General features: G+C 58.2%; 22 protein-coding genes and 1 tRNA gene. 15 read left to right on the top strand and 8 right to left on the bottom strand.

The window, feature by feature from the left end; all coding sequences use genetic code 11:
* From ACR0ES_RS07360 to ACR0ES_RS07340, 5 genes are all read left to right on the top strand, one after another.
* On the top strand, positions 1 to 183 hold a 183-nt coding region (locus tag ACR0ES_RS07360), incomplete at its 5' end, for a hypothetical protein (protein WP_480486824.1).
* A gap of 347 nt (positions 184 to 530) precedes the next feature.
* Positions 531 to 1,280 carry a 5-oxoprolinase subunit B family protein gene (locus ACR0ES_RS07355; RefSeq protein ID WP_480870026.1) on the top strand — a complete coding sequence of 250 codons (750 nt, stop codon included), beginning with the start codon at positions 531 to 533 and terminating at the stop codon, positions 1,278 to 1,280.
* Positions 1,277 to 2,275, top strand: a complete 999-nt coding sequence (locus ACR0ES_RS07350; protein WP_480870024.1) for a 5-oxoprolinase subunit C family protein — start codon at positions 1,277 to 1,279, stop codon at positions 2,273 to 2,275. Before ACR0ES_RS07355 ends, ACR0ES_RS07350 begins: the two co-directional genes overlap by 4 nt.
* A gap of 12 nt (positions 2,276 to 2,287) precedes the next feature.
* The gene (locus ACR0ES_RS07345; protein WP_480538882.1) at positions 2,288 to 3,049 is read left to right on the top strand and encodes a LamB/YcsF family protein; all 762 of its coding nucleotides are present in this window, start codon (positions 2,288 to 2,290) and stop codon (positions 3,047 to 3,049) included.
* 150 nt (positions 3,050 to 3,199) lie between these two features.
* Positions 3,200 to 4,447 carry a hypothetical protein gene (locus ACR0ES_RS07340; protein WP_480538884.1) on the top strand — a complete coding sequence of 416 codons (1,248 nt, stop codon included), beginning with the start codon at positions 3,200 to 3,202 and terminating at the stop codon, positions 4,445 to 4,447.
* Between the two features lie 56 nt (positions 4,448 to 4,503).
* Here the strand turns inward: ACR0ES_RS07340 and ACR0ES_RS07335 are convergent, their stop codons facing one another.
* Together ACR0ES_RS07335 and ACR0ES_RS07330 are read right to left on the bottom strand one after the other, a co-directional pair.
* Positions 4,504 to 5,898: a D-alanyl-D-alanine carboxypeptidase family protein gene (locus ACR0ES_RS07335; RefSeq protein WP_480773261.1), complete on the bottom strand. Its 1,395-nt coding sequence runs from the start codon at positions 5,896 to 5,898 to the stop codon at positions 4,504 to 4,506.
* A gap of 279 nt (positions 5,899 to 6,177) precedes the next feature.
* On the bottom strand, positions 6,178 to 6,879 hold the full coding sequence (locus ACR0ES_RS07330; RefSeq protein ID WP_480773262.1) for an HAD family hydrolase: 702 nt from the start codon (positions 6,877 to 6,879) through the stop codon (positions 6,178 to 6,180).
* 93 nt (positions 6,880 to 6,972) lie between these two features.
* Here ACR0ES_RS07330 and clpS point away from each other — a divergent pair, with 93 nt between their 5' ends.
* Genes clpS through hemF form a run of 4 tightly spaced genes read left to right on the top strand, consistent with a single transcriptional unit; the run spans position 6,973 to position 10,052 of the window.
* Positions 6,973 to 7,314, top strand: coding sequence for an ATP-dependent Clp protease adapter ClpS (clpS, locus tag ACR0ES_RS07325; protein WP_209598551.1), 342 nt, complete (start codon positions 6,973 to 6,975; stop codon positions 7,312 to 7,314).
* A gap of 44 nt (positions 7,315 to 7,358) precedes the next feature.
* Positions 7,359 to 8,324, top strand: a complete 966-nt coding sequence (locus ACR0ES_RS07320) for a class I SAM-dependent methyltransferase (protein WP_480870022.1) — start codon at positions 7,359 to 7,361, stop codon at positions 8,322 to 8,324.
* Between the two features lie 37 nt (positions 8,325 to 8,361).
* The gene (locus ACR0ES_RS07315) at positions 8,362 to 9,162 is read left to right on the top strand and encodes an SDR family NAD(P)-dependent oxidoreductase (RefSeq protein WP_480483341.1); all 801 of its coding nucleotides are present in this window, start codon (positions 8,362 to 8,364) and stop codon (positions 9,160 to 9,162) included.
* A 5-nt stretch (positions 9,163 to 9,167) separates the two neighbouring features.
* Complete coding sequence (hemF, locus tag ACR0ES_RS07310; protein ID WP_480483339.1) at positions 9,168 to 10,052, top strand: oxygen-dependent coproporphyrinogen oxidase; 885 nt, start codon at positions 9,168 to 9,170, stop codon at positions 10,050 to 10,052.
* A gap of 3 nt (positions 10,053 to 10,055) precedes the next feature.
* Here hemF and ACR0ES_RS07305 read toward each other — a convergent pair whose 3' ends face one another.
* Positions 10,056 to 10,463: a hypothetical protein gene (locus ACR0ES_RS07305; protein ID WP_480870020.1), complete on the bottom strand. Its 408-nt coding sequence runs from the start codon at positions 10,461 to 10,463 to the stop codon at positions 10,056 to 10,058.
* 182 nt (positions 10,464 to 10,645) lie between these two features.
* On the opposite strand from ACR0ES_RS07305, the gene ACR0ES_RS07300 reads away from it, so the two are divergent.
* A complete protein-coding gene (locus ACR0ES_RS07300; RefSeq protein ID WP_480870018.1) occupies positions 10,646 to 11,158 on the top strand; it encodes a toxin-activating lysine-acyltransferase in 513 nt (170 codons plus the stop codon).
* Positions 11,159 to 12,085 carry a Hint domain-containing protein gene (locus ACR0ES_RS07295; protein WP_480870016.1) on the top strand — a complete coding sequence of 309 codons (927 nt, stop codon included), beginning with the start codon at positions 11,159 to 11,161 and terminating at the stop codon, positions 12,083 to 12,085.
* A gap of 2 nt (positions 12,086 to 12,087) precedes the next feature.
* On the opposite strand, the gene modC is transcribed toward ACR0ES_RS07295, so the two are convergent.
* Genes modC through modA form a run of 3 tightly spaced genes read right to left on the bottom strand, consistent with a single transcriptional unit; the run spans position 12,088 to position 14,662 of the window.
* Positions 12,088 to 13,188 carry a molybdenum ABC transporter ATP-binding protein gene (gene modC / locus ACR0ES_RS07290; protein ID WP_480870014.1) on the bottom strand — a complete coding sequence of 367 codons (1,101 nt, stop codon included), beginning with the start codon at positions 13,186 to 13,188 and terminating at the stop codon, positions 12,088 to 12,090.
* A complete protein-coding gene (modB, locus tag ACR0ES_RS07285) occupies positions 13,185 to 13,877 on the bottom strand; it encodes a molybdate ABC transporter permease subunit (RefSeq protein WP_480870012.1) in 693 nt (230 codons plus the stop codon). Before modB ends, modC begins: the two co-directional genes overlap by 4 nt.
* A gap of 5 nt (positions 13,878 to 13,882) precedes the next feature.
* A complete protein-coding gene (gene modA / locus ACR0ES_RS07280; protein WP_480832180.1) occupies positions 13,883 to 14,662 on the bottom strand; it encodes a molybdate ABC transporter substrate-binding protein in 780 nt (259 codons plus the stop codon).
* A gap of 243 nt (positions 14,663 to 14,905) precedes the next feature.
* Between modA and ACR0ES_RS07275 the strand changes: the two genes are divergently transcribed.
* The 4 genes from ACR0ES_RS07275 to ACR0ES_RS07260 all read left to right on the top strand — a co-directional run bounded on the left by ACR0ES_RS07275 (position 14,906) and on the right by ACR0ES_RS07260 (position 20,527).
* Positions 14,906 to 14,981 (top strand) — tRNA-Val (locus ACR0ES_RS07275).
* 146 nt (positions 14,982 to 15,127) lie between these two features.
* Positions 15,128 to 18,724: an adenylate/guanylate cyclase domain-containing protein gene (locus ACR0ES_RS07270; RefSeq protein ID WP_480870010.1), complete on the top strand. Its 3,597-nt coding sequence runs from the start codon at positions 15,128 to 15,130 to the stop codon at positions 18,722 to 18,724.
* 26 nt (positions 18,725 to 18,750) lie between these two features.
* Positions 18,751 to 19,008, top strand: a complete 258-nt coding sequence (locus tag ACR0ES_RS07265; RefSeq protein WP_480870008.1) for a DUF4242 domain-containing protein — start codon at positions 18,751 to 18,753, stop codon at positions 19,006 to 19,008.
* Between the two features lie 103 nt (positions 19,009 to 19,111).
* Positions 19,112 to 20,527, top strand: a complete 1,416-nt coding sequence (locus tag ACR0ES_RS07260; protein WP_480545969.1) for an FAD-binding oxidoreductase — start codon at positions 19,112 to 19,114, stop codon at positions 20,525 to 20,527.
* Positions 20,528 to 20,854: 327 nt separating this feature from the next.
* On the opposite strand, the gene ACR0ES_RS07255 is transcribed toward ACR0ES_RS07260, so the two are convergent.
* Entirely contained in the window at positions 20,855 to 21,652 is a 798-nt protein-coding gene (locus ACR0ES_RS07255; RefSeq protein ID WP_480773270.1) for an ABC transporter permease, read from the bottom strand.
* Entirely contained in the window at positions 21,649 to 22,401 is a 753-nt protein-coding gene (locus ACR0ES_RS07250; RefSeq protein ID WP_480475310.1) for an ABC transporter permease, read from the bottom strand. Before ACR0ES_RS07250 ends, ACR0ES_RS07255 begins: the two co-directional genes overlap by 4 nt.
* Between the last annotated feature and the right edge of the window lie 5 nt (positions 22,402 to 22,406).

The following is a 22,406-nucleotide window of genomic DNA, read 5'->3' as shown; positions in this document are numbered from 1 at the left end:
AACCTCAACCTCAGATGCCCACCGTCTCTCCGGTGCGTCTCAACCGTCTTTCCAGTCCGTCAGGCCAACCTCAGTTGCGCCGGTGAAGGGGGTTCTAAGTATTACTCTCAAAACCCGCAAGCGGAAAATGACGTTATTGGTCTTTTTTTTGAATTTTCTTTGTTTATTGTTTTACTTCAATAGCTTACATTCATTCAAAATTGACCTCCACCCTCCTGTCCGGGTACTTTTGGGCACGATCTGACTGGCAAGCCCCATAAGACAAAATGGGCCGACACAAGATATAGAGACTCCGCGATTTCAAGATACAAGTCAGGGCGACTCGAAACGGGAAAACGAGTCGGAACTGCGGCCAGAATCCGGTCAAAAACCTCTCACCCCCGCCGGACGCCTAATACTGCGGGTCGCTCCCTGCCGGGATGTGGACGGAACAGGCACAATGTCCGCTATTGAACGCCCTGTCTTGCGCATCCCCTAAAGATGCGGTCAGGTTCCACCAATTCACTCTTCGATCCGAAAGCAGATCAGCAATGGCGCGCAACATTCAGTTTCCTTTGGTCAGAACCGTCGGATTTGACGGCGCGCTGGTGACCTTTTCGGATAGGATGACCAACACCGCGAACCGGGCAGCGCTGGCGTTTCGGTCTGAAGTCGATCGTCTGCACTGGGATGAGGTGACCGAGTCGTCAGCCTCCCTGGGCTCGGCCTTTGTTCGGTTCGACACGCAGCGCATCTCTCATCAGAAAATGCTGCAAAAGCTTCGGGATCTGGTTGACCAGAAAGACTGGTACACTACACCCCTGCCCGCAGGTCGCAGGTTGTGGCGCGTTCCGACAGTTTACGGGACCGACCTTGCCCCCCAGCTTGACGATGCCGCCGCTGCTGCCGGCCTGTCGCCGGAAGAAGCAATACGTCGGCTTGGACAGTCCCGCGTGCGGGTTCTGACCATCGGCTTCGCTCCGGGGCAGCCTTATCTTGGGCCTCTGGGACCCGAATTCAACATTCCCCGGCTGCAAAGCCTGACCCCCATGGTGCCGGAAGGGGCTTTGGTTCTGGCGATCTCGCAATTTGTTCTGTTTTCCGGGCCGACGCCAACCGGGTGGCGGCATATCGGGCAGACCGCCTTTCGGTGTTTCCGTCCCGAAAGGGTCGAGGCCTTTACCCTTAGACCCGGCGATGAACTGTTGTTCGAGCCCGTTTCCCGAGACGTTCTGGAACACATCAAGGCCAACAACGAGGACGGCACAGGCGGCGCAACCTGTGAGGAGATTGCGCCATGAGCCTTATTGTCCACCGGATTGGCCCGACCTGCACCATTCAGGATCAGGGGCGCACAGGTTTTCTGGATCAGGGGCTGTCCCGATCAGGGGCCGCGGATATTCTGGCCTTGCATGAAGGGGCGGCGTTGCTGGATCAAAGCCCAAACCTTGCGGCGCTGGAGATGGCCGGGATGGGAGGCGAGTTCGAGGCGACGCATAACACGCGCATCGCCCTGACTGGCGCACGAATGCAGGCCAGCATTGATGGCAGCCCTGTCGCCTGGAACGCCTCGCACCAACTGAGCGCCGGGCAAAGGCTGGTCATCGGGGCGACGCTGGCTGGAAACTACGGCTATCTGCATCTGGGCGGCGGTATTGATGCCGAGGTTTTTCTGGGGTCCCGCTCCACCCATCTGACAGCGCGGATTGGCCGGGCGTTACAGCAGGGTGACAGGCTGACCTGTGGACCGGATGCAGGCAACAGCGGGATGAAACTGGCTGCTGTCGAGCGGTTTTCGGGCGGGGTGCTGCATGTGGTTGCCAGTTTTCAGACATCTTTGTTTGACGGCGCGACGCTTGAACGGTTTGCCCAAACCAATTTCCGGCGCGGCGCACGCGCCAACCGGATGGGCATGCAGGTGGACAGCGACGGTGACGGCTTTGCCGCCTCGGGCCAGCTGAATATCCTGTCCGAGGTGATCACCCCCGGCGATATCCAGATGACCGGCACTGGCGATCCGTTCATCCTGTTGCCGGAATGTCAGACCACGGGCGGGTACCCTCGTATCGCGACCGTTCTGCCATGCGATATGTCCCGCGCGGCACAGACACCCGCAGGCGGCGACATCCGGTTCGAATTTGTCAGCATGGAACAGGCTGAAGAAATGCACAAAGCGTTCCTGTCAGACCTTGCGCGCCTGCCCTCAAAAGTCGAGGCACTGGTGCGTGATCCCCATGACATACCGGACCTGTTGTCCTACCAATTGATCGGCGGAGTGATCTCTGCCACAGACTAAGGAGATGTGCCAATGCCAAGCGTCGATCTGAATGCCGATTTGGGGGAAAGTTTTGGCCCCTGGAAAATGGGCGATGACGAAAGCCTGCTGAAAATCATCACCTCGGCCAACATCGCTTGTGGGTTTCATGCCGGTGATCCGGATGTAATGGCATCGACGATGAAACTGGCGGCCGAAAATGACGTAGGCATCGGCGCGCATCCCGGCTTTCCCGATTTACAGGGGTTTGGTCGGCGGAACATGAAGTTGCCCCATGACAACCTGCGCAATCTGGTCCGGTATCAGCTGGGGGCCGCAATCGGCATGGCCACCGCAGTTGGTACCAAGGTACGGCACCTGAAACTGCACGGGGCGCTGGCCAATATGTGTTCAGCCGATATCAATATGGCGCGCGCCTGTTATCAGGGTGCATTGGATGTTGATCCCGATATCATCGTCATGGTGCTGGCCGCGACAAAACAGGAAGAGGCCGTGCGTGAACTCGGGTGCAATTGGGTGGGCGAGATTTTCGCCGACCGTGCATATAACGACGACGGAACACTGGTTGATCGCAGCCTGCCCGGCGCCGTCATCCACGACGCCGACGTCGCCGGACCTCGCATCCTGAACATGGTCCGCGAAGGTGCGATCATCACCGAAAGCGGCAAGCGGCTGGAAACGTCCATCGACACAATCTGCCTGCACGGCGACGGCCCGACCGCGGTTCAAATCGCCCGCTCCGTTCGCGAAAGCCTGATCGGGGGCGGTGTCGATGTGACGAAATTCACCCGCTGACCATCATGCGTTAACGTCGGCAACCCAATTTCACGACTGTTGCCCGTACAGGTCTCAGCGCCTAGCATGACGGGCAAGCACATGTTCTGAAACCTACAATTTCAAACGATCGCTCGCCCCGGTTGGGGTGTCGCGCAAGGAGGTAGTCGAATGTCCTTTGATCTGATGTCCTATCAACCCCGGGGCGACAAGAAGAACTCGGACTTCTTTGCGGAATACCTGCCGAAAATCTACGAGCGCCGGACAAGCTCGGGCATCGCCGGGCAGGTCGGGCCAATGCGCGCAATCTGTATGCAGGTCGAAACCGACGCGCTGTTCGATACGCTGGTCGAACTTTACGTGATGACACCCTATCGCCACACAGCCAGCTATCTGGGGCAGACCCACAAATTTTCGGTCCTGCATTCGCATCCCGATTATCCCGCGCTGATCGTGATGGCCCCGCTCAGCCCCGGTTTCGAAGACTTCATCCCCCGCATCAATCGCATGTACCCGCTGGCCCGCAATACGCCGCAAACGCGGTATGTTGGCGAGATTTTCGGCGCCTGTGATCTGAAGGCGCTGACCGGGACGCTTGAGGATCAGAATATCCGCTTCGAATATGCGGGAGACACAGAAAACCCGTTCTACACATTGGACGGCTTCCGCTTTACGACCCCGTCCGATTTCACCTGTAACCGGGTCGGGTATTCGACACTTGATTTCAACGACACAGACAGCCTGGGCCTTGGTGATCGTGTGTTATTGAGCGACGCGGAACAAGCGCGGCTGGATCAGGCAGCCGCGTTCGGATCGGACAGCAAAATAGCGCCCTTGATGCTGGGCATCGATCATCTGGCGACGCGCGTGCTGGCGGGTGAGCGCGAGGATGCGATCCTCGAATTCCTGACCATGGTGCCCTACTATTTCTGGGGGGCTTACAACATCTTCGACATGAACTCGTCCACCAATGTGAACCGCAACGCCAATGTGGACGATGACAAGAAATCTCCGGCCAAGGTTTTCACCGCCAACAACACGCCGTCCTTCGTCAACTCATTCGCCAAGCTGCCGATGCCGACCGAGGATTTTGTGCGCAATTTTGGCCGTCGCCTGCATCACATGGCCGTCGAGATCAAGGATGGCGACCATGGTGCCGGGGAAAAGAATGTCGACTTTGTCGTGAACACGCTTAAAGACAAGGGCGTGCCGTTCCTGGCCCATGTGGTGGGCGAATGCAAAGACGACCCGAACCTGAAACAGATCTTCTCGAAACACTCGAAGAACACGCTGCTGATCACTGAATATATCGAACGGTGTCACAAGTATGACGGGTTCTTCACCAAGGACAATGTCGCCGCCCTGACCGCCGCCGCGGGACAGGACGAACAATATCAGCACGGTCACGTCTTCGATTAAAAAAAGGGCCGCGGATGACCGCAGCCCAGACCCAACAGGAGAGAATATGCCGGACCTTATGATGGCCCGATCATGAAACAGGTGACATTGCGGGCTTGCAGACGGCGACACGCCAAATCGGCCTGTTCCCGCGTCATGCCCTGGAATGTCGCATCAAAGCCGCGCGAGCTCTGACTGACCTTGCGCAGACTGCCATCCAGCGTGGTCATTTCCGACAGCGCCGTTTTCAGCAGAATCTTCTCGGCCTCATATCGTGTGGTGTAGCGGCCCACATTGACCCCCCACAGATGCCCACCGGACGAGGACAGGCGGGTAATCACTTCCTGCTCGGGCTCTGGAGGGCTGGCGGGCTCGGTCGAGGCCAGCACCAGATTGTCCGGGCGCAATGCCGGGCGGGTGTCCGACGTTTCAACCGGCGGGGCGGTTGGAGCAATATCCGCTTCGGCAATCGCTGCGGCAATGCCGCTGCTGATACGGTCGCTGTTCTGGTCTGCCACGACCGCGACCGCACTGGCAACCTGTGTTGTGGCACTCGGGCGCCCAAGCGGGCGCAGGCTGGATTTCGGTGCTCCGCTCAGCGCTGCAACTTGGGTATCGCCCCCCAGCCCGACATTGCCCGCATAGACCGGGCGCTCAGGTTTGCGGATAGGTGCACGAGACGGGGCACGGCGAAACCCCAAATCCAGCAATTCCGCAACCTTGGCGTTCCGCGACGCCCCGGATTTACCACCAAAGACAGTTGCGATGATACGCTCATCCTTGCGTTTGGCCGACGCCACCAGGTTGAACCCCGCCGCACGTGTGTATCCGGTCTTTATTCCGTCCGCACCTTTATAGGCCGCCAGTAGGCGGCGGTTGGTGTTGGGAACAGTCTTGATACCGGCATCCGTCGATTGGCGCGAGAACAGGTTATAATACTGCGGGTAATCATATAGCAGATGCCGTCCCAGCGTGGTCATGTCACGCGCGCTGGACAGGTGCCCTGCCTCAGTCAGACCATGCGCATTCTTGAAGGTCGTGCGGCTCATTCCCATTGCTTTGGCGGTTCGGGTCATACGGCGGGCAAAGGCTGCTTCCGAGCCACTGATGGCAATGCCGATCGCCGTGGCCGCGTCGTTGGCCGATTTTACCGCAGCGGCGCGGATCAGATAGCGGAACGCAATCGTCTGGCCCGCGCGCAGGCCCAGCTTCGACGGGGGCTCGGCCGCCGCCTTCTGGGTAATCCGAACGGGTGTATCCAGTGTGATTTCGCCGTTTCGCACTGCCTCAAACGCGATATAGAGCGTCATCATCTTGGTCAGCGAGGCCGGGTGCAGCCGCGCATCCGCATTTCGTGAATGCAGCACCTCGCCAGTTCGGGCGTCAATCACCATAGCTGCATAAGGCGCCGCCATTGACCTGAGCGGCGCAAACGCCAGCACACATAGCAACGCTATAAGGAAAAAGCCCATTCGGGCCGGAACTGTCCGCCGAATCTGCACGATCTTTGCCTCTGTCTGCCTCACGCTGCCGGGTTTTCCCGGTCAGCAATATTTATTTTATTGTCTCCAAGGCTATCACAGCGACCCAATGAAATAAACCGAAAGCTGAGGTTTTCGCAGTTTCGTTTTGCGTCTGGGCTGAGGCTATATCTTGCGAATTTTCCCGTCAGAACCACCAGATGCGCGATAAAGGCAAAACTGCGCCCGGTTGCGGCAGGGTTTATGTGAAACTGAGGCGAAAAGGCAACATCACTTCAGGTCGCGCAACAGATCGGCCAGATCACCCAAATCCCTTAACTCGCGGAATCGGGGGCTTTCGACCGGGGCTTCTGCATGTTCCACCTCCCAGACCAGACCGTGGGGCACGTAGACACCCCAGCACCCGGCCTGAATCGGGGCTACGACATCTGACCGCATCGAATTGCCGATCATCATTGCGGCAGTCGGGCCATCACCATGACGGTCGAACACGAACCGATAGGTTTCGGGCGTCTTTTCGGAAACGATTTCCACACCATCGAACAGATCACCCAGCCCGGACTGGGCCAGTTTGCGTTCCTGATCGATCAAGTCGCCCTTGGTGATCAGGATAACCCGATACGCATCGGCAACACCTTCGACGGCCTCGCGGGCATGGGGTAACAGCTCGATCGGATGGGCCAGCATCTCTTGCCCCGCTTCGATCAGCTGCCGGATGACCCAGGCCGGAACGCGGCTTTCGGTGACTTCGATCGCCGTCTCGATCATCGACAGGACAAATCCCTTGATGCCATACCCATAGCGCTGAATGTTGCGTTTTTCTGCCGCAAGAAGACGGTCCATCAGGTGATCACGATCGGCATGATCGGCCAAGAGTTCAGCAAAACGAGCCTGCGTCAGCTGAAAAAACCGTTCGTTATGCCAAAGGGTGTCGTCTGCATCAAACCCGATTGTCGTCAGCTTGGTCGTCATCCCGTTTACGTCCGCTTGCTCTTTTCACCAGCCATGCACACGTTATATAAGCGCCAAGATAAACCCCAAGCCTGAATCGGACAGTTGCACACGATGCTTGAAATGATCTGGATGATGTCTGACAAGCCGGACGACGACAGTGACGCGTCCGTCCTGGTACAGACACGCCCAAAAACCAAGCGTCCGCCTTTATACAAGGTCCTGTTGCTGAACGACGATTATACACCGATGGAGTTTGTGGTGCATGTGCTTGAACGCTTCTTCGGCATGACCCATGCGCAGGCGTTCGAGATCATGCTGACCGTTCACAAGAAAGGCGTGGCCGTAGTCGGTGTTTTCAGCCACGAAATTGCCGAGACCAAAGTTGGTCAGGTGATGGATTTTGCCCGCAGGCACCAGCACCCTTTGCAATGCACAATGGAACGCGAAGAGTAAGGCCTTTGGCCTGACGCGCGCGCCTCTCTCAGCCGGAATTGCCCATGTCCCCTCGTCTGGAACTTGCCTTGCAAAACGGCCTGACGCTGTCCCCCCCTCTTAGCGTGATTTGCCCCACGCCCGACCATGATCTGTCTGCGCTGGCGGGCGGCGCACAAGTTGTGCAGCCCTTCAAACCATTTCACGACCATTTCGCCGCGCAGGGTTTTGAAACGGTGCCCGACGCAGATGGCCCCTGTCAGGACGCCATTGTCTTTCTGCCCCGCGCCAAGGCACTGGCCCGGTCGCTCATTCAGCAGGCCTGTGCGCGGGCGAACGGCCTGGTTGTCATCGACGGTGCCAAGACCGATGGTGTGGACAGCATATTGAAGGATGTGCGCAAGCGGGTTCCGGTCGAGGGACCGATTTCCAAAGCACATGGTAAGATTTTCTGGTTTCAGGCCGATGATCTGGCCTTTGTGGACTGGGCCGCGCAGAAACAGCAGATGGTTGGCGGATACTACACGGCACCGGGTGTGTTTTCAGCGGACGGAGTTGATCCTGCCTCGGCCCTGTTACTGAAGACCTTGCCTGACCGGCTTGGCCCCCGCGCGGCGGATCTGGGGGCGGGATGGGGATATCTGTCTGCGGAGATCCTGAAACGCGGTTGGGTAAGCTCGTTACATCTGGTCGAAGCGGACCATGCGGCGCTGACCTGCGCGCGGCTTAATGTCACCCAATCCCAGGCGCATTTTCACTGGAGCGATGCCGTATCCTGGACCGCGCCGGAGCCTATCGACACCGTTGTGATGAACCCGCCATTTCACACCTCACGCAGCGCGGATCCCGCCTTGGGGCAAGGGTTTATAACCTCCGCCGCCCGCAATCTGACACGCAACGGAACCCTTTGGATGGTCGCCAACCGGCACCTTCCCTACGAAGCTACACTGAACGAACATTTCGCTCAGGTCGGTGAAATTGCCGGCGACAACCGGTTCAAGGTATTCCAGGCCTCTCGCCCTCGGCGTTAAGGCCCGTTAACCTGCGCCCCAATTCAGGAGGATTCGGATGTCCTTTTCCATCGCTGGCAAGACAGCAATCGTAACGGGCGGGGCCAGTGGCATCGGCCTGGCCATCGGGCGGCATTTCGCGGATGCGGGCGCAAATGTCATGTTTGCCGACATAGATGAAAAACGCCTGATCGACGAGCTTGGAGAACAGGCCGAAGGCAGCAATATCCGGTACTTTGCGGGCGATCTGCGCGAAAAGCTGACCATAGCCAACCTGTTATCTGCGACGCTGGATGCGTTTGACCAGGTGGATATTCTGGTCAACGGCGCACGGCAAGTGATCCCGTCTGATCCGCTGGATCCGGATGACGATTCGATGCGCACCCTGCTGAACCAGAACCTGATGCCCGCCTTGCGGCTCAGCCAGTTGGTCGCAAATCGCATGATCAAACAGGCCGACGGCGATGTCGAAAACCCGGCGGGGACGATCATCAACCTGTCCTCGATCGCGGCCCGGCGGACCCACCCCGATCTGATGGCCTATTCCGTTTCGACCGCTGCACTGGATCAGCTGACCCGGTCCCTTGCGGTTGCGCTGGCTCCGAAACGGATCCGCGTCAACTCGATCGCGCTGGGTTCGGTCATGAGCGCATCGCTACAATCGACCCTCAAGGACAATCGCGACTACCGCGTCGATATCGAAAAGCACACGCCCCTGGCCCGTATCGCCTCGGCCACGGAACTGACGGAAACCGCGCAATATCTTGCGTCTGATGCAGCTGGTTTCGTCACCGGGCAGATCCTGACAATCGATGGTGGCCGTACCCTGCTTGACCCGGTCGCAGCCCCTGCACATTAAGACCCATGTTCGAAACAGAAAAATCTACCGCCTCCGCCTGGTTTCGCCAATTGCGCGATGACATCGTTGCAGCGTTCGAAGCCCTTGAAGACAGCCACACCGACGGGCCGTTTGCCGATGCCGCACCCGGTCGGTTCGAGGTCAAGGAAACCAAACGCCAGTCGAACGATGGGTCAGACGCGGGCGGCGGGCTGATGTCGGTCATGCGCGGCGGGCGTGTGTTTGAAAAGGTCGGTGTCAATGTCTCGACTGTCTACGGCACGCTGGGCGAACGTGCGCAACAAGCGATGGCGGCGCGCAAAGGCATCCCCGGAATGACCGAAGACCCGCGCTTCTGGGCGTCGGGTATCAGCCTTGTGGCCCATATGCAGAACCCCCATGCCCCGGCGGTCCACATGAATACACGCATGTTCTGGACACCCCATGCCTGGTGGTTCGGTGGCGGCTCGGACCTCAACCCCTGCATCGAGTATGACGAGGACACCGCGCATTTCCATGCCACGCAAAAGGCGCATCTGGACCCGCACGGACCCGCCCACTACCCGCGCCTCAAGGAATGGGCTGACGAATATTTCTATATCCCTCACCGCAAACGCGCGCGCGGCGTCGGCGGGATCTTCATGGACGACTATTGCACCGGTGACTGGCAGGCGGATTTTGCCCTGACACAGGATATTGGCAGGGCCTTTCTGCCCGCCTTCCTTCCCTTGGTTGAAAAGCGCCGCGTTCAGAACTTCTCAGAAGCGGACAAGACCACCCAACTGGTGCATCGCGGCCTTTATGCGGAATACAACCTAGTCTATGACCGGGGCACAAAATTCGGTCTGGAAACCGGGCATGACCCGGATGCCGTTCTGATGAGCCTGCCGCCGATGGCAAAATGGGTCTGACGATCAGAACGTGTCCATGATGAAATTGTCGTAGCAATAGTTCTGCGCCGACACCGCCGACATGTTTGCTCCGACTTTCTTGACCGTGATCGAATAGCCGGGTTTCGTATCGGCCCCCGGCGGCGGGGTCATGGAAAACTGCACCGTTCGCACGCCGGGCTCATACGCCCGCCAGATATAGATCCTCTGCGAGTTCGGAACCCCCAGTGTGCGAATGGCATAATCTCCGATCCCGCACCAATAATTGACCGGCGCGGATGAACCGACAGCCTTCACCTCGTAAACCCCGTCCGGCAAGGGCGTGATCTCGGTACGGAACTGCGGCCGGACTGACAGGCCGAACCCCACCGCCCCAGCCACCGCTGGCGCTAAAACAAGTGTGGCAGTGATGAATGGCTTGAGAAAACGCATGATCCAGATATCCCAAAACAATGGCACCAATACCGATAGCATAACCACGACACCCTGTGAGTAAAGTGGGACACACCAGCTGCGCGGGCACAGTTATTTGGGGAATTTCCACTATTCATATCGCCGGAAACGAGTACACTACCCGAAAGCATTTATAACGCATCAAACTATCGGCAATTCCGTTGACCAAGAGCTTTCCAAAAGACTGGTTCGATTTCCCGCCCGAGAAATATGCGGATCTGGGTGCGATGTTTTATCTCGCGGGTCTGACGAAAACGCACCAGAAACGTAATCTGGCACAAGTTCTTTATGCGTTCGAAACCCCGTTTCGTCTGGGCCAATACCAGATCTTCAGGCAGAATGGCTTTCCCCGCGGATTTGTCACTTTTGCCGGTCTCAGCCCCGAGGCCGAGTATCGCTATGCGGTGAAAGAAAATCCGCTGATGGACAAGGATTTTACCAGCGGGTCCTCCTTCTGGATCATCGACCTTGTCGCGCCGTTTGGACAGACCAGCCAGATTGTTGATATCCTCAAGCAAGAGATCCCGCATCCGCGCGTGCGCACCAACCGAATGGACAGCGACATGACACGCAACCGGATTGTCGAATGGACGCGGGACGATGCAGGCGAGGTTCATATGCGCCTGTACCGAAAGAAGGAATTTGAGCGGATGCTGCAACAAGGCGAGGTCTAGTTGGTTTCAGTTCCGATCACAGGTGAATTGACCGGCAACGTGACCGGGTCCCCACCCAATGTGGCGATGGGGCAACCCACGCTGAACAACGGAAACTTTACACCGCTCACCCAAACCTGGACAATTGCGACACCCCCTGCCAACGGTACAGCCACGATCGACCCAAATACCGGTGAGTGGACCTATACGGTCGATCCGACGTATTTCGACAGCCTCGACAATGGTGAAGTTGTCTTTGATTCCTTCTTCATCAGTGTCTCGGGAACAACGCAAGCCGGTCCGATTACACTTCCTTTTACCGGCTCTCCGGACCCGGTAGAGGTGGTCATCCGGATCGAAGGCGTGTGTTTCGTAGCCGGAACCCTGATCGAGGCCGAAAACGGCCCCCGCGCCATAGAGACCCTGAAGGTCGGGGACAAGGTGGCGACAGCCGATCACGGGTTGCAACCTGTTCGCTGGATCGAAAGCAGCACGATCCCACCCGACCGATTACGCAATGAACCCGCAATGTGGCCCGTTCGCATCTCGGCAAGCAGTCTGGGATCCAACACACCCTCGCGGGATCTTCTGGTGTCTCAGCAGCACCGTATTCTGGTGAAAGGCCCCCGGGTCGAACTGCTTTTCGGAACCACCGAAGCGCTGGTTGCCGCCAAGCACCTGTGCAGATGGCCCGGAATAGGGCTCGATACCTCGGTTGAAACGGTCGAGTATCTTCACATCCTGCTGGATCGGCACGAAATCCTCTCGGCGGATGGGGCACAGGCAGAAAGCCTGTTTCTGGGGGAAGAGGCGCTACATACCCTTTCATCCGACGCGCTCCAGGAACTGGCCGCCATATTTCCCGACCGTCCCTCCTCCGGCCATCAGGGGTTTGGGCGCGCCGCGCGCCTTATCCTGATGGAACACGAAGCCCGCGCACTTGCCTGAGGTCAGGTGCCAGTCCCGATACGGCCACCGACATTCTGCGGGGCCAGTGCAACCGTCTTGATCACGGCATGGCACGTGCTGCCCGGCTGCAAGTTCAACGCCGCAACTGACCGGCGCGTGACCCGCGCCAGAACAGTCCCAGCCAGTGTCCTGACTGACACGATCGCTCCGGGACCTTCACCCGACCGGATCGAGTCGACCGTCCCGCTGAGCACGTTCAATGCCGACAGACCCTCGGGCTTTTGGACGGACAGGATCACCTCTTGCGCCGGAATGCGAATTCGCAGATGCGCGCCGACCTCCTGCCCGATACGTGGCAGAAACAGACGCGCGCCATTTGCGTTCAGCTCGGTCAACCCGTCAGCGTGGTGCTGGTGCACCTGCACTTCCAACACGGCACCAACCGCACGCACACCTGCGGGCGCCACGGTCGGGTCGGACAGAACCTCGGACGCGGGGCCATGGCGGACGACCCTGCCATCCTGCAAAGCGACAACCGATGTGGCCAGACGGGCCACCTCGTCGGCTGAGTGGGTCACATACAGGATCGGGACAGACACCTCATCCCTGAGACGCTCGAAATAGGGCAGGATCTCCGCCTTGCGGGCCTCGTCCAGCGCCGCAAGCGGTTCATCCGCAAGGATCAGCCGCGGGCTGGCCAGCAACGCCCTGCCTATCGACACGCGCTGTTTTTCGCCCCCTGACAACCCGGCTGGACGGCGATTCAGAAGGTGGCCGATCCCCAGCATCTCGATGACCTTTTCCGGGTCTTCCCGCCGCGCGCTTTTGGGGGCGAACCACCGGCCATAGGCAAGGTTCTGGCGCACGGTCAGATGCGGGAACAACCGCCCCTCCTGAAAAATATAGCCCAACCGCCGCCGGTGCGGTGGCAGCCAATGCCCGCGTTCGGTGTCAAACAACACCCAGTCATCCACGGCCACCCTGCCCGCGCGCGGCCGCAGCAATCCGGCCACCGCGTTGACAATCGTGGTCTTGCCCGACCCGGAACGCCCAAACAGCACGGTCACACCGGGTGGCGCGTCAAAACTGACCTCCAGATCGATCCCCGGCAGCTGATGATGCAAGCGAACGGACAGGCTCATGATCCGGCCACCCGCGCGGCAGCGCGCCGTCCCACATATTCCGACAGCAGTAACGCGCCCATGGCGATGACGATCGAGATCAGGACCAGCCGCGTTGCAGCAGCCTCGCCCCCCGGCACCTGCAAAAAGGCGTATACAGCCGATGGCAATGTCTGCGTCTGCCCCGGAATATTCGACACGAATGTAATCGTGGCCCCAAACTCACCCATGGCCTTGGCAAAGGCCAGAATGGCCCCGGCGATGACACCGGGCAGGATCATCGGCAAGGTCACGGTCAGAAACACCATAGGCCGCGACGCCCCCAGCGTCGCCCCAGCCTGTTCCAGCTTCGGGTCCACCGCCTCGATCGACAGACGTATCGCCCGGACCATCAGCGGAAACGCCATGATACCAGCGGCCAGCGCGGCCCCAGTCCAGCGAAAGGCAACCACAATGCCGAACTCGGCCAAGAACCGCCCCAACGGCCCCTGAATGCCGAAGGTCAGCAACAGCAGATACCCCGTCACAACCGGCGGCAGGATCAAAGGCAAATGCACCAGACCATTCAAAACCTGCCGCCCGGGGAACCGCCAGCGGGCCAGAATGTAGGCAACAAAAATGCCAAACGGCAAGGTCGCCAGCGTCGCCCAGAAAGACACGCGCAGCGACAGCTTCAGCGCTTCAACTTCGGCGGGACCCAACCACTCCAACGCGATCACCCGCCCGGCAGGGAAAATCCCTGCTCCTGAAAAATAACCATAGCAGCATCGCTGTGCAGATGATCCAGAAAAGCCCGCGCCGCACCTGTGGCATTACCTGTCATCGCCGCCGGATAGATGATCGGAGGGTGCAGGTCGGTCGGAAAACTGGCCACAACACTGACCCGCTGTTCCGCCTGCGCATCCGATCGATAGACGATCCCCAGAGGCGCGGCACCGGTTGCCACAAGGGCCAGCGCAGCGCGCACATTATCGGTTTGCGCCACACGCTCCTGCACCGCCTCCCACTGGTTCAACCCCTGCAAAGACGCCTTGCCGTAGATACCGGCGGGCACCGCATCGACCAGCGCCATGGCCAGAAAGCCTTCGCCCAGCTCGGCCCTGAGGTCATGAACCGTCCGAATGTCACCCAGATCAGGACGCCCCGCAGCGCCGATCAGAACCAGACTGTTGCCCAGCAAATCCGACCGTGTCTCTGGCCACAACAAGCCCTGCTGTTCCAGAAAATCCATCCAGTCGGCATTGGCCGAGATGAACACGTCCGCAGGCGCACCCTGCTGAATCTGCCGCGCCAGTACCGAAGACGCCGCGTAAGACACGGTGACATCCTGCCCCGTCCGCTCTGTGTATTCCGTTGCGATTTCGTCCAAAGCGGTCTTGAGACTGGCCGCGGCGAAAACCAAAACCCCTTCTGCCCCGGCCCGAACCGGAGCCAGCACAAATGCGCCAAGGACCAGTGCCACCATCCAGATACGGCAGGCGAAGGGTAGGATCATGTGTGCTCCCGACCGGAAAGTTGCAGTCTCTTCGGGCATATCGGAGGCCATAGGGCTCTTGCAAGCGCCTTTGATCTTTTCCAGACCACACGCCTGAAACCCACGCAGACCTGCCTCATAAGCCCATGCTCACCGAGGCTGGCGTTGTTGAGGGCGGCATTTCCTATCCGCAACCCATCGCGGAATAAAAATCTCACAGACCCTCTTGCGCCCGCCCGCTGGCTTGGCTACATGCAGCGTCACGGGTGATTAGCTCAGTTGGTAGAGCGCTTCGTTTACACCGAAGATGTCGGGAGTTCGAGTCTCTCATCACCCACCATCCTTTCCCCACAATGTATCAAGGTCTTACGTGACTGGCACATTTTGCTGTGCTGCGCGTGAAACTGCGTCCGCTGCGCATTGATCGCCCGGCTGAATAAATAGCGTTTTCTTGATTAGTGACGCGTATCTCAGCATGATCCGGATATGTCGGTTGAAATGGACACGTGGCTGAACGACCTCGGATTGGGTCAGTACGCAAGTGCCTTTGCGGAAAACGACATTGATGCGCGGGTTTTGCCATTGCTGACAGGCGACGACCTGAAAGAGCTTGGGGTAAGCCTTGGTCACCGAAAGATCATCCTTGCGGCGGTTCAGGATTTGGTTGGCTCTGGGCGCCTGTCTTCATCAGCGCCAGCCGCAGGGGAGCCAACCAGCGAGAAAACTCAGCCATCCTCCGTTGATGATGTGCATGGCGAAGCTGCACCAGCGAAGAAGCCCATCGCACCTGCGGCTGAGCGGCGTCATCTGACAGTCTTGTTCGCTGATCTGGTCGGCTCGACGGAGTTGACCAACCGATTTGATCCCGAAGACATGCGGGATCTGCTACAGAACTATCAGGATACCGTCGCGGGGGCAGTGAGCAGGTATGGTGGCTATGTCGCGAAATATCTTGGCGACGGTCTTCTTGTGTTTTTCGGCTGGCCAACAGCCTACGAAGATCACGCCATTCGCGCGATAAAGGCGGGGCTTGAGTGCGTCCGTCGGGTTGAAGAGCTCAACGCCCCTGACGGTGAGCGTTTGTCAGCCAGACTGGGTATTGCCAGCGGCGATGTCGTGGTCGGTGACACGATCGGCGAAAACTCGTACGAAGAAGGTGCCATGACCGGGCCGGCGGTCAATCTGGCGGCGCGGATACAGGAACACGCCCTGCCAAACTCGGTGGTTTTGTCTGCAGAAGAAACCGAAGCCGCCTTGCACCGGATATTCGAGTTCGAGACCCTTGGATCAACTCAGTTGAAGGGGTTCAAAGACCCTCGGACCTTGTTGAAGGTCGTATCGGAACGCAGCGCGGAAAGCCGGTTTCGCGCGTCATACAAGGATGACGCTGGCAGCACCATGATTGGCCGGGACTACGAAAAGGGGATCCTGTTGCAATCGTGGCAACGTGCCCAAAACGGTCATGGTGAGGTCGTTCTGCTGTCGGGTGAGGCGGGGATTGGAAAATCGCGCCTGACTGAGGGGTTTCTTGCGGACATTACAGCAACCGGACAGGCCGATGTGATAAGGCTGAACTGCTCGCCCTATCTGACCAGCAGCCCCTTTCATCCGGTCACCCAGCGAATTTCACAGGATGCGGGCGTTGAACCGGATTTTGATGACAATCAAATTCTGGAACACGTCAGGAAGCTGCTGGAAGGCCGGGAAGGTCTGGACTGGGAACAGGTTCTGCCTGTCTTTGCAGCGCTGGTTGCGCCGCGCAGCGCGCCGGCTCGTGAAGTTCTCGAGATGTCGCCGCAGGAGCAACGCGACATAACGATCCAAACCCTGATCCATGCGGTGCAGGTCCGGGCAAGCGTGCGCCCGGTTATTCTGTGTGTTGAAGATGCACATTGGATCGATCCCTCGACGCAAGCCCTGCTGGAGCGGTTCAAGGCGATTTGCACCGATCTTCCCCTGATGATCCTGATGACCCACAGACCCGGGTGGGACCTGGCCCGCGATGACGGGGACACGCATGTTCAAACACTCCTGCTGCGCCGGTTCGGTTCTGCTGATGTCTCGGATCTGGTCCGCAATATCACTGGCAAGGACCCGGACGATGCCTTGATCGCGACAATCATCGAAAAAACGGACGGTGTGCCCCTGTTTGTCGAAGAATTGACCCAGGCGATCGTGAATGCTGATGAGCAGGCACAAGTCCGCATACCATCCTCGCTGAAGGGTGCCTTGATGGCGCGGCTTGATGCAGTTTCGCCCGAGGCCAAACAGGTCGCGTTGACGGGGTCAGTCATTGGGCGGGAATTTGAACCAGATTTGTTGAGGGCCGCGATGGGGCTGGAACGCGCGGATATCAATCTTCGTCTCGAAGAACTGTCGCGAACGGGACTGATCTTTGAAAGCGGAAACAACCGCGGGCATTTTGTGTTCCGCCATGCCCTTATCCGCGATACGGCATATCAATCCATGCTGAGCTCTACCCGCAGGCAGCAACATTCAAACGTTGCCCGTGCACTGATCGCAATGCGATCAGCTGAAATCGAACGCCGCCCCGAACTGGTGGCCCGCCATCTGTCAGAAGCAGAAGATTGGCGCGCCGCATTCGACAAATGGGAAGCTGCGGCTGAAATGGCATTGGCCCGGTCAGCCAGCCAGGAAGCGATGACCAATGCCCAGGAGACGCTCAAAGCGGCTAAGCGGCTGAACTCGGAAACCAGCCCGGAAATGGTCAGGGGCATGATCCTGGTTGGCCGCAGCCATGACAGCCAGGGTCAGTTGTCCGAGGCGATGGCGGTTCTGAAAACTGCATCTAACGCTGCACGGAAACTCCACGATGTGCAGTTGTCAGCCGATGCAGCCAATCATTTTGCTGACTCGTGCATGATGACAAGCACGCGACATCACGAGGCCATTGACCTTTGTGACAAGGCGCTGAAAGACCTGTCTGACGGTGACGAAGTCAGGCGGTGCCGGTTGATGAGCCAACTTGCAAGGGCGTATATGTTTGTCGGCCAGTTTTCCGAGGGTACGCGCTTTGGTCAGCAATCCATGGAACTGGCGGCGAAACTTGGGGATCATAAATCCCAGTTTTCGGTAATGATGATGCATTTTGGGGCGCCATTCATCGCGCGCAACGGGCGAGAGGCGCGCCATTGGCGTGAAAACCTGGATGCCATGCATCGGGTCGCAGAAAAGCTTGGCACCATTGATCAGGGCCGCGACCGGACGCTCAGCCTGTTTGTCGGTGCTGAAATGGCCGACCGCGACCTGATGGACAACTCACTCGAATTGCTGACTGCGATTTCCGAAAAGGACAATCATCTGCAACTCTATTGGGTTCAGAAACACGCACGCGCCATGGTTGCAATCATGGACGGCGACTTTGTTCAGGCTGAAAAGCACGCCACCGAAGCGGTCAAGATCGGCCGAAAAACGCACGGCGAACATGTCGAGGGCGTTTTCGGCGTTCAGATGTTCACCATCCGCCGCGAGCAGAACCGCCTGCACGAGGTCGCGCCTGTGATCAAGAAACTGATGACCGACAGCCCCGAAGACATATCGTGGAAGCCGGGTTTTGGCCTTATCGCAGCCGAACTGGGGTACACGGAACCCGCCGAAAAAACACTGAATGAAATGGCGGAAAACGGCTTCGACCTGCCGCCAGATGCCATGTATTCAACAACACTGTCCTATCTTGCCGACATCTGTGTGGCAGTCGGGCATCCGGATCATGCCCAGACGCTTTACGGTATGCTGCAACCCTACGAGGACCTGACGATCACCGCAGGGGCAACCACAGTCTGCACAGGTGCCGCAGCCCGACGCTTGGGGAACCTGGCAACGGTGCTGAAAGACTGGGAAATTGCCGGGAAGATGTTCCGGAAAGCCATCGAGATTGACACGAGGATGAATTGCCCGCCATGGATTGCGCATTGCAAGGCAGCGTATGCATCCGCACTCAGACAACAGGGCCGCCCCAGCGATTTGGAACTGGCGTTTCAACTGGAAGGGGAAGCGTTGGCAATATCACAGAAATTGAGTATGGTTTCCCTTAAGTCAAAGCTCGAAGGGGTAGCCAGTTAAGGCCCGGAAAATGCTTGGGGGGCATAATGCCACGATACATCATTGAACGGAATTTTGCCGAGCAGCTGAATATCAGCGACAACGACAAAATTCACATCAAAGAAATCAACGACGAAGTCGGCATTGAATGGATCTTTTCCTTCCTCAGCGCAGATAAGCGCAAAACATACTGCCTTTACGAAGCCCCGGATGAAGAAAGCCTGCGAAAAGCAGCCGAGCGTCTGAACATTCCTACCGATGTCATCACGCCGGTAGATCGGATCGATCCGGGACTATTTGCCTGACGACCAGCTTTCTCCCACAACCAAGTATCCCCTTCTCAGGGCAATAACAAACTCACGAGGCAGCCGTGCGCGAAACCTTTCCTGAAACAAGGGAGGCCTAAGCATGTTTGACCTGAAAGCACTCGACGGACATATCGCAACTGTGGATCAAGGCGATTTGGACGCGCTTGATGCCTCACTGCGCGGCGGGGTCTACCTGCCGGGAACCCCGGAATACGAAGAAGCCAGGATTACCTGGAACAGCATGTTCGAGCGTTTCCCCGCCTTCGTGATCCGTGCGATGGGGGCGAGCGACGTCCAGAAGGCAATTAACTTCGTCCGACAAGCAGGCCTCATGATGACCGTTCGATCAGGTGGGCACCAGATTGCAGGGCACGCCGTCGCGGACAAGGCCGTCATGCTGGACCTGTCCCAGATGCGTTCGGTTCACGTGGACCCTGCCCGCAAAACTGTCCGCGTTGCACCCGGTGCGTTGCTTGGAGACGTTGATCGCGAAACACAGGCCCATGGTCTTGTCGTCCCCACAGGCATCAATTCGACCACCGGCATCGCCGGGCTGACCCTGGGCGGCGGTTTCGGCTGGACGACCCGGAAATTCGGCATGACAATCGACAACCTTCTGTCGGCAGAAGTCGTCACAGCGGATGGCGCGATTGTCACCGCATCATCCACGAGCCACCCGGAACTTTTCTGGGCCATTCGTGGTGGTGGCGGAAACTTCGGTGTCGTTACCTCATTCGAATTCCAGTTGCATGATCTTGGGCCGGATGTCCTGTCCGGCCTGATCGTGCACCCGATCGAAAAGGCACCAGAATTGCTTTCCGAATTTGTGGCCATTGCGGACACGTCCCCCGATGAGCTCACCGTCTGGAGCGTGATGCGAAAAGCGCCGCCGCTCCCGTTCCTGCCGGAAGAGTGGCACGGGCGCGAAGTGCTGATTTTCGCAGCGTGTTACAGCGGCCCGATGGATGAAGGTGAAAAAGCGATGTCGGCCTTGCGCGCGCTGGGTGAGCCGATTGTGGATGTCATTTCACCGCACAGGTTCGTGGACTGGCAAGCGGCTTTTGATCCCCTGTTGTCGCCGGGCGTCCGCAACTATTGGAAAAGTCATGACTTCAACACGCTGCCCCCGGCCGCCATCACGGACCTGCTGGACGCGATTTCCACCCTTCCTGATCCCGCCTGCGAGGTATTCATTGCTCATGTCGGTGGCGCGATGGCCCGCGTTGAGCCCGCTTCTACCGCCTACCCACAAAGATCTGCGCATTTCATCATGAATGTCCACACGCGATGGGAAGACCCTGACAAGGATGACACCTGCATCGGTTGGGCACGCCAGCTGTACGAACAGATGAAACCGTACTCAACAGGCAGTGCCTATGTGAACTTCATGCCTGAAGACCAATCCGATCACATGAAAGGCGCTTATGGAGTGAACGGCGAAAAGCTGTCCAAGATCAAAGGAAAGTACGATCCCACCAACTTGTTCAGGATGAACCACAATATTCTACCAACGTAAGACAACCAGAGTGGCAATTCCCGAACTGCATTGATGTTGGGACCGCTGTCTTAGCACCACTCAATTTTTCTCGCTGTTCGGCTATCGCGCCAAGCGGTTCCTCTCACCTATGGCCGCGCTGGCACTCATGCCCTCTTGTCGTGCAGCTACCCTAGATGCTGTATCCTTAGAGCGTTGAACTTGCGGGGCGCGACCGAACCGACGTCCCTGATCCCGCTTCAAACACCTGTTTTACGCTTAAGCCTGCAATCTGGGTCGCTAAGAACAATTCATCGAATAACCGCCTCGAAATTCGCGGGGCAAGTTTCTTTCGACTACTGGCCGAAACTATCCGACAAGCCCATTGCGGCGTCCGGTTCCCAGAACCTTCACCTCGAGCCAGTGGAACACCAAAGCAATTACGCCCGCTACGAGAATGTAGAATACAGCCAACAGGATAAGCGGTTCGTAGACGATAAACGTATCGGCACGCACACGGGACGACACGGCATAGATATCAACCACGGTTATTGTGGCGACCAGCGGTGTTGCCTTTAATTGCAGGATAGTTTCACCGCCCAAAGTCGGCAGAACATTGCGGATTGCCTGCGGTAACCAGATGCGGCGAAACATCGTCAGCCTTGGCATACCAAATGCCTTGGCCGCCTCCAGCTGTCCTTTGGCAACGCCCTTGAAGGCTCCGCGCATGACCTCGCCTTCATAACCCGCATAAGAAAGTGTCAACGCCAGCACCGCATAGGGCCAAGCCTGACGCAGGTACGGCCAAAGATCAGACGATCGTATCCATGGAAACTGCGGAAACAGAGAGCCGAGGCCATAATACAGCAACCAAAGCTGCAAAAGTAGCGGTGTGCCGCGAATGATGGTACAGAACGCCTTGGCGGGTGCCGCAAGATACCATGGCCCAACGGCCTGCGCTAATCCAAGCGGTACAGCCAGTAAAAATCCAAGAACGATCGTGACAACCAGCAACCAAAGCGTGGTCCAGATACCCTTCAATGCAAGCGGCGCATAATTGGGTATCCAGTCCCACCGCAATGTCATCGCGCACCAAACCGCGATCCCGGCAAAGATCAGCATCATCACGATACGATGAGGTTGCATCAGAGATCTGAGGTCGATCATCTGCTGCCTCCGTTCAGAGCGGGTTGGCCGCGACGGGCCCATTTCTCAATCCGCGCAAAGATCCCACCCGAAAACAGCGTAACCATCAGATAAAGGAAGCCCGCCGCCAAGAAAAAGGTGAAGTAGGCCCGCGTGCTGCTGGCCGCCTGGCGCGTTTCCAACGTCAGCTCGTTAAAACCGACTACAGCCAGCAATGCTGTGTCTTTGGTTGCAATCAGCCACAGGTTGGCCAGACCAGGTACGGCGAAGCTCATCATGGCGGGGATCGTGACGCGCCGCATGGTCATGAAGGCCGGCATTCCGTAGGATTTCGCCGCTTCGATCTGACCGGGCGGAACCGCCTGAATGGCGCCGCGCAGAATCTCGGTCGCATACGCGCCCTGAACGACGCCCAGCACCCAAATGCCTGCGGCAACGCCGTTGATCTCAACCCGGCCACCACCCATGGCAGCAGATATTTTGTTGATAATATCGGATCCCACGTAATACAGGATCAGGATCAGGACCAGTTCCGGCACGGCCCGGATCACGGTCGTGTAAATGGCAAGAAGGTCGCGCGTGACCTTCCCGCCGTAAAGTTTGCCATACGCTCCGAACAATCCGATCACGAGGCCCAGTGCATATGCGCCAAAAGCAATCTGCAAGGAGTGGGACAATCCGCGTAGCAGATTGGCCCCCCACCCCGGCGGCGAGAGCGACAGAAGCTCTGCGCTCTGCGCCAAACCAAGTGATTCCAGAAATCCGGTCACGGCAA

This window comes from Ruegeria sp. N7, from assembly GCF_056531345.1.
This window is presented reverse-complemented; position numbering and strand designations above follow the sequence as displayed.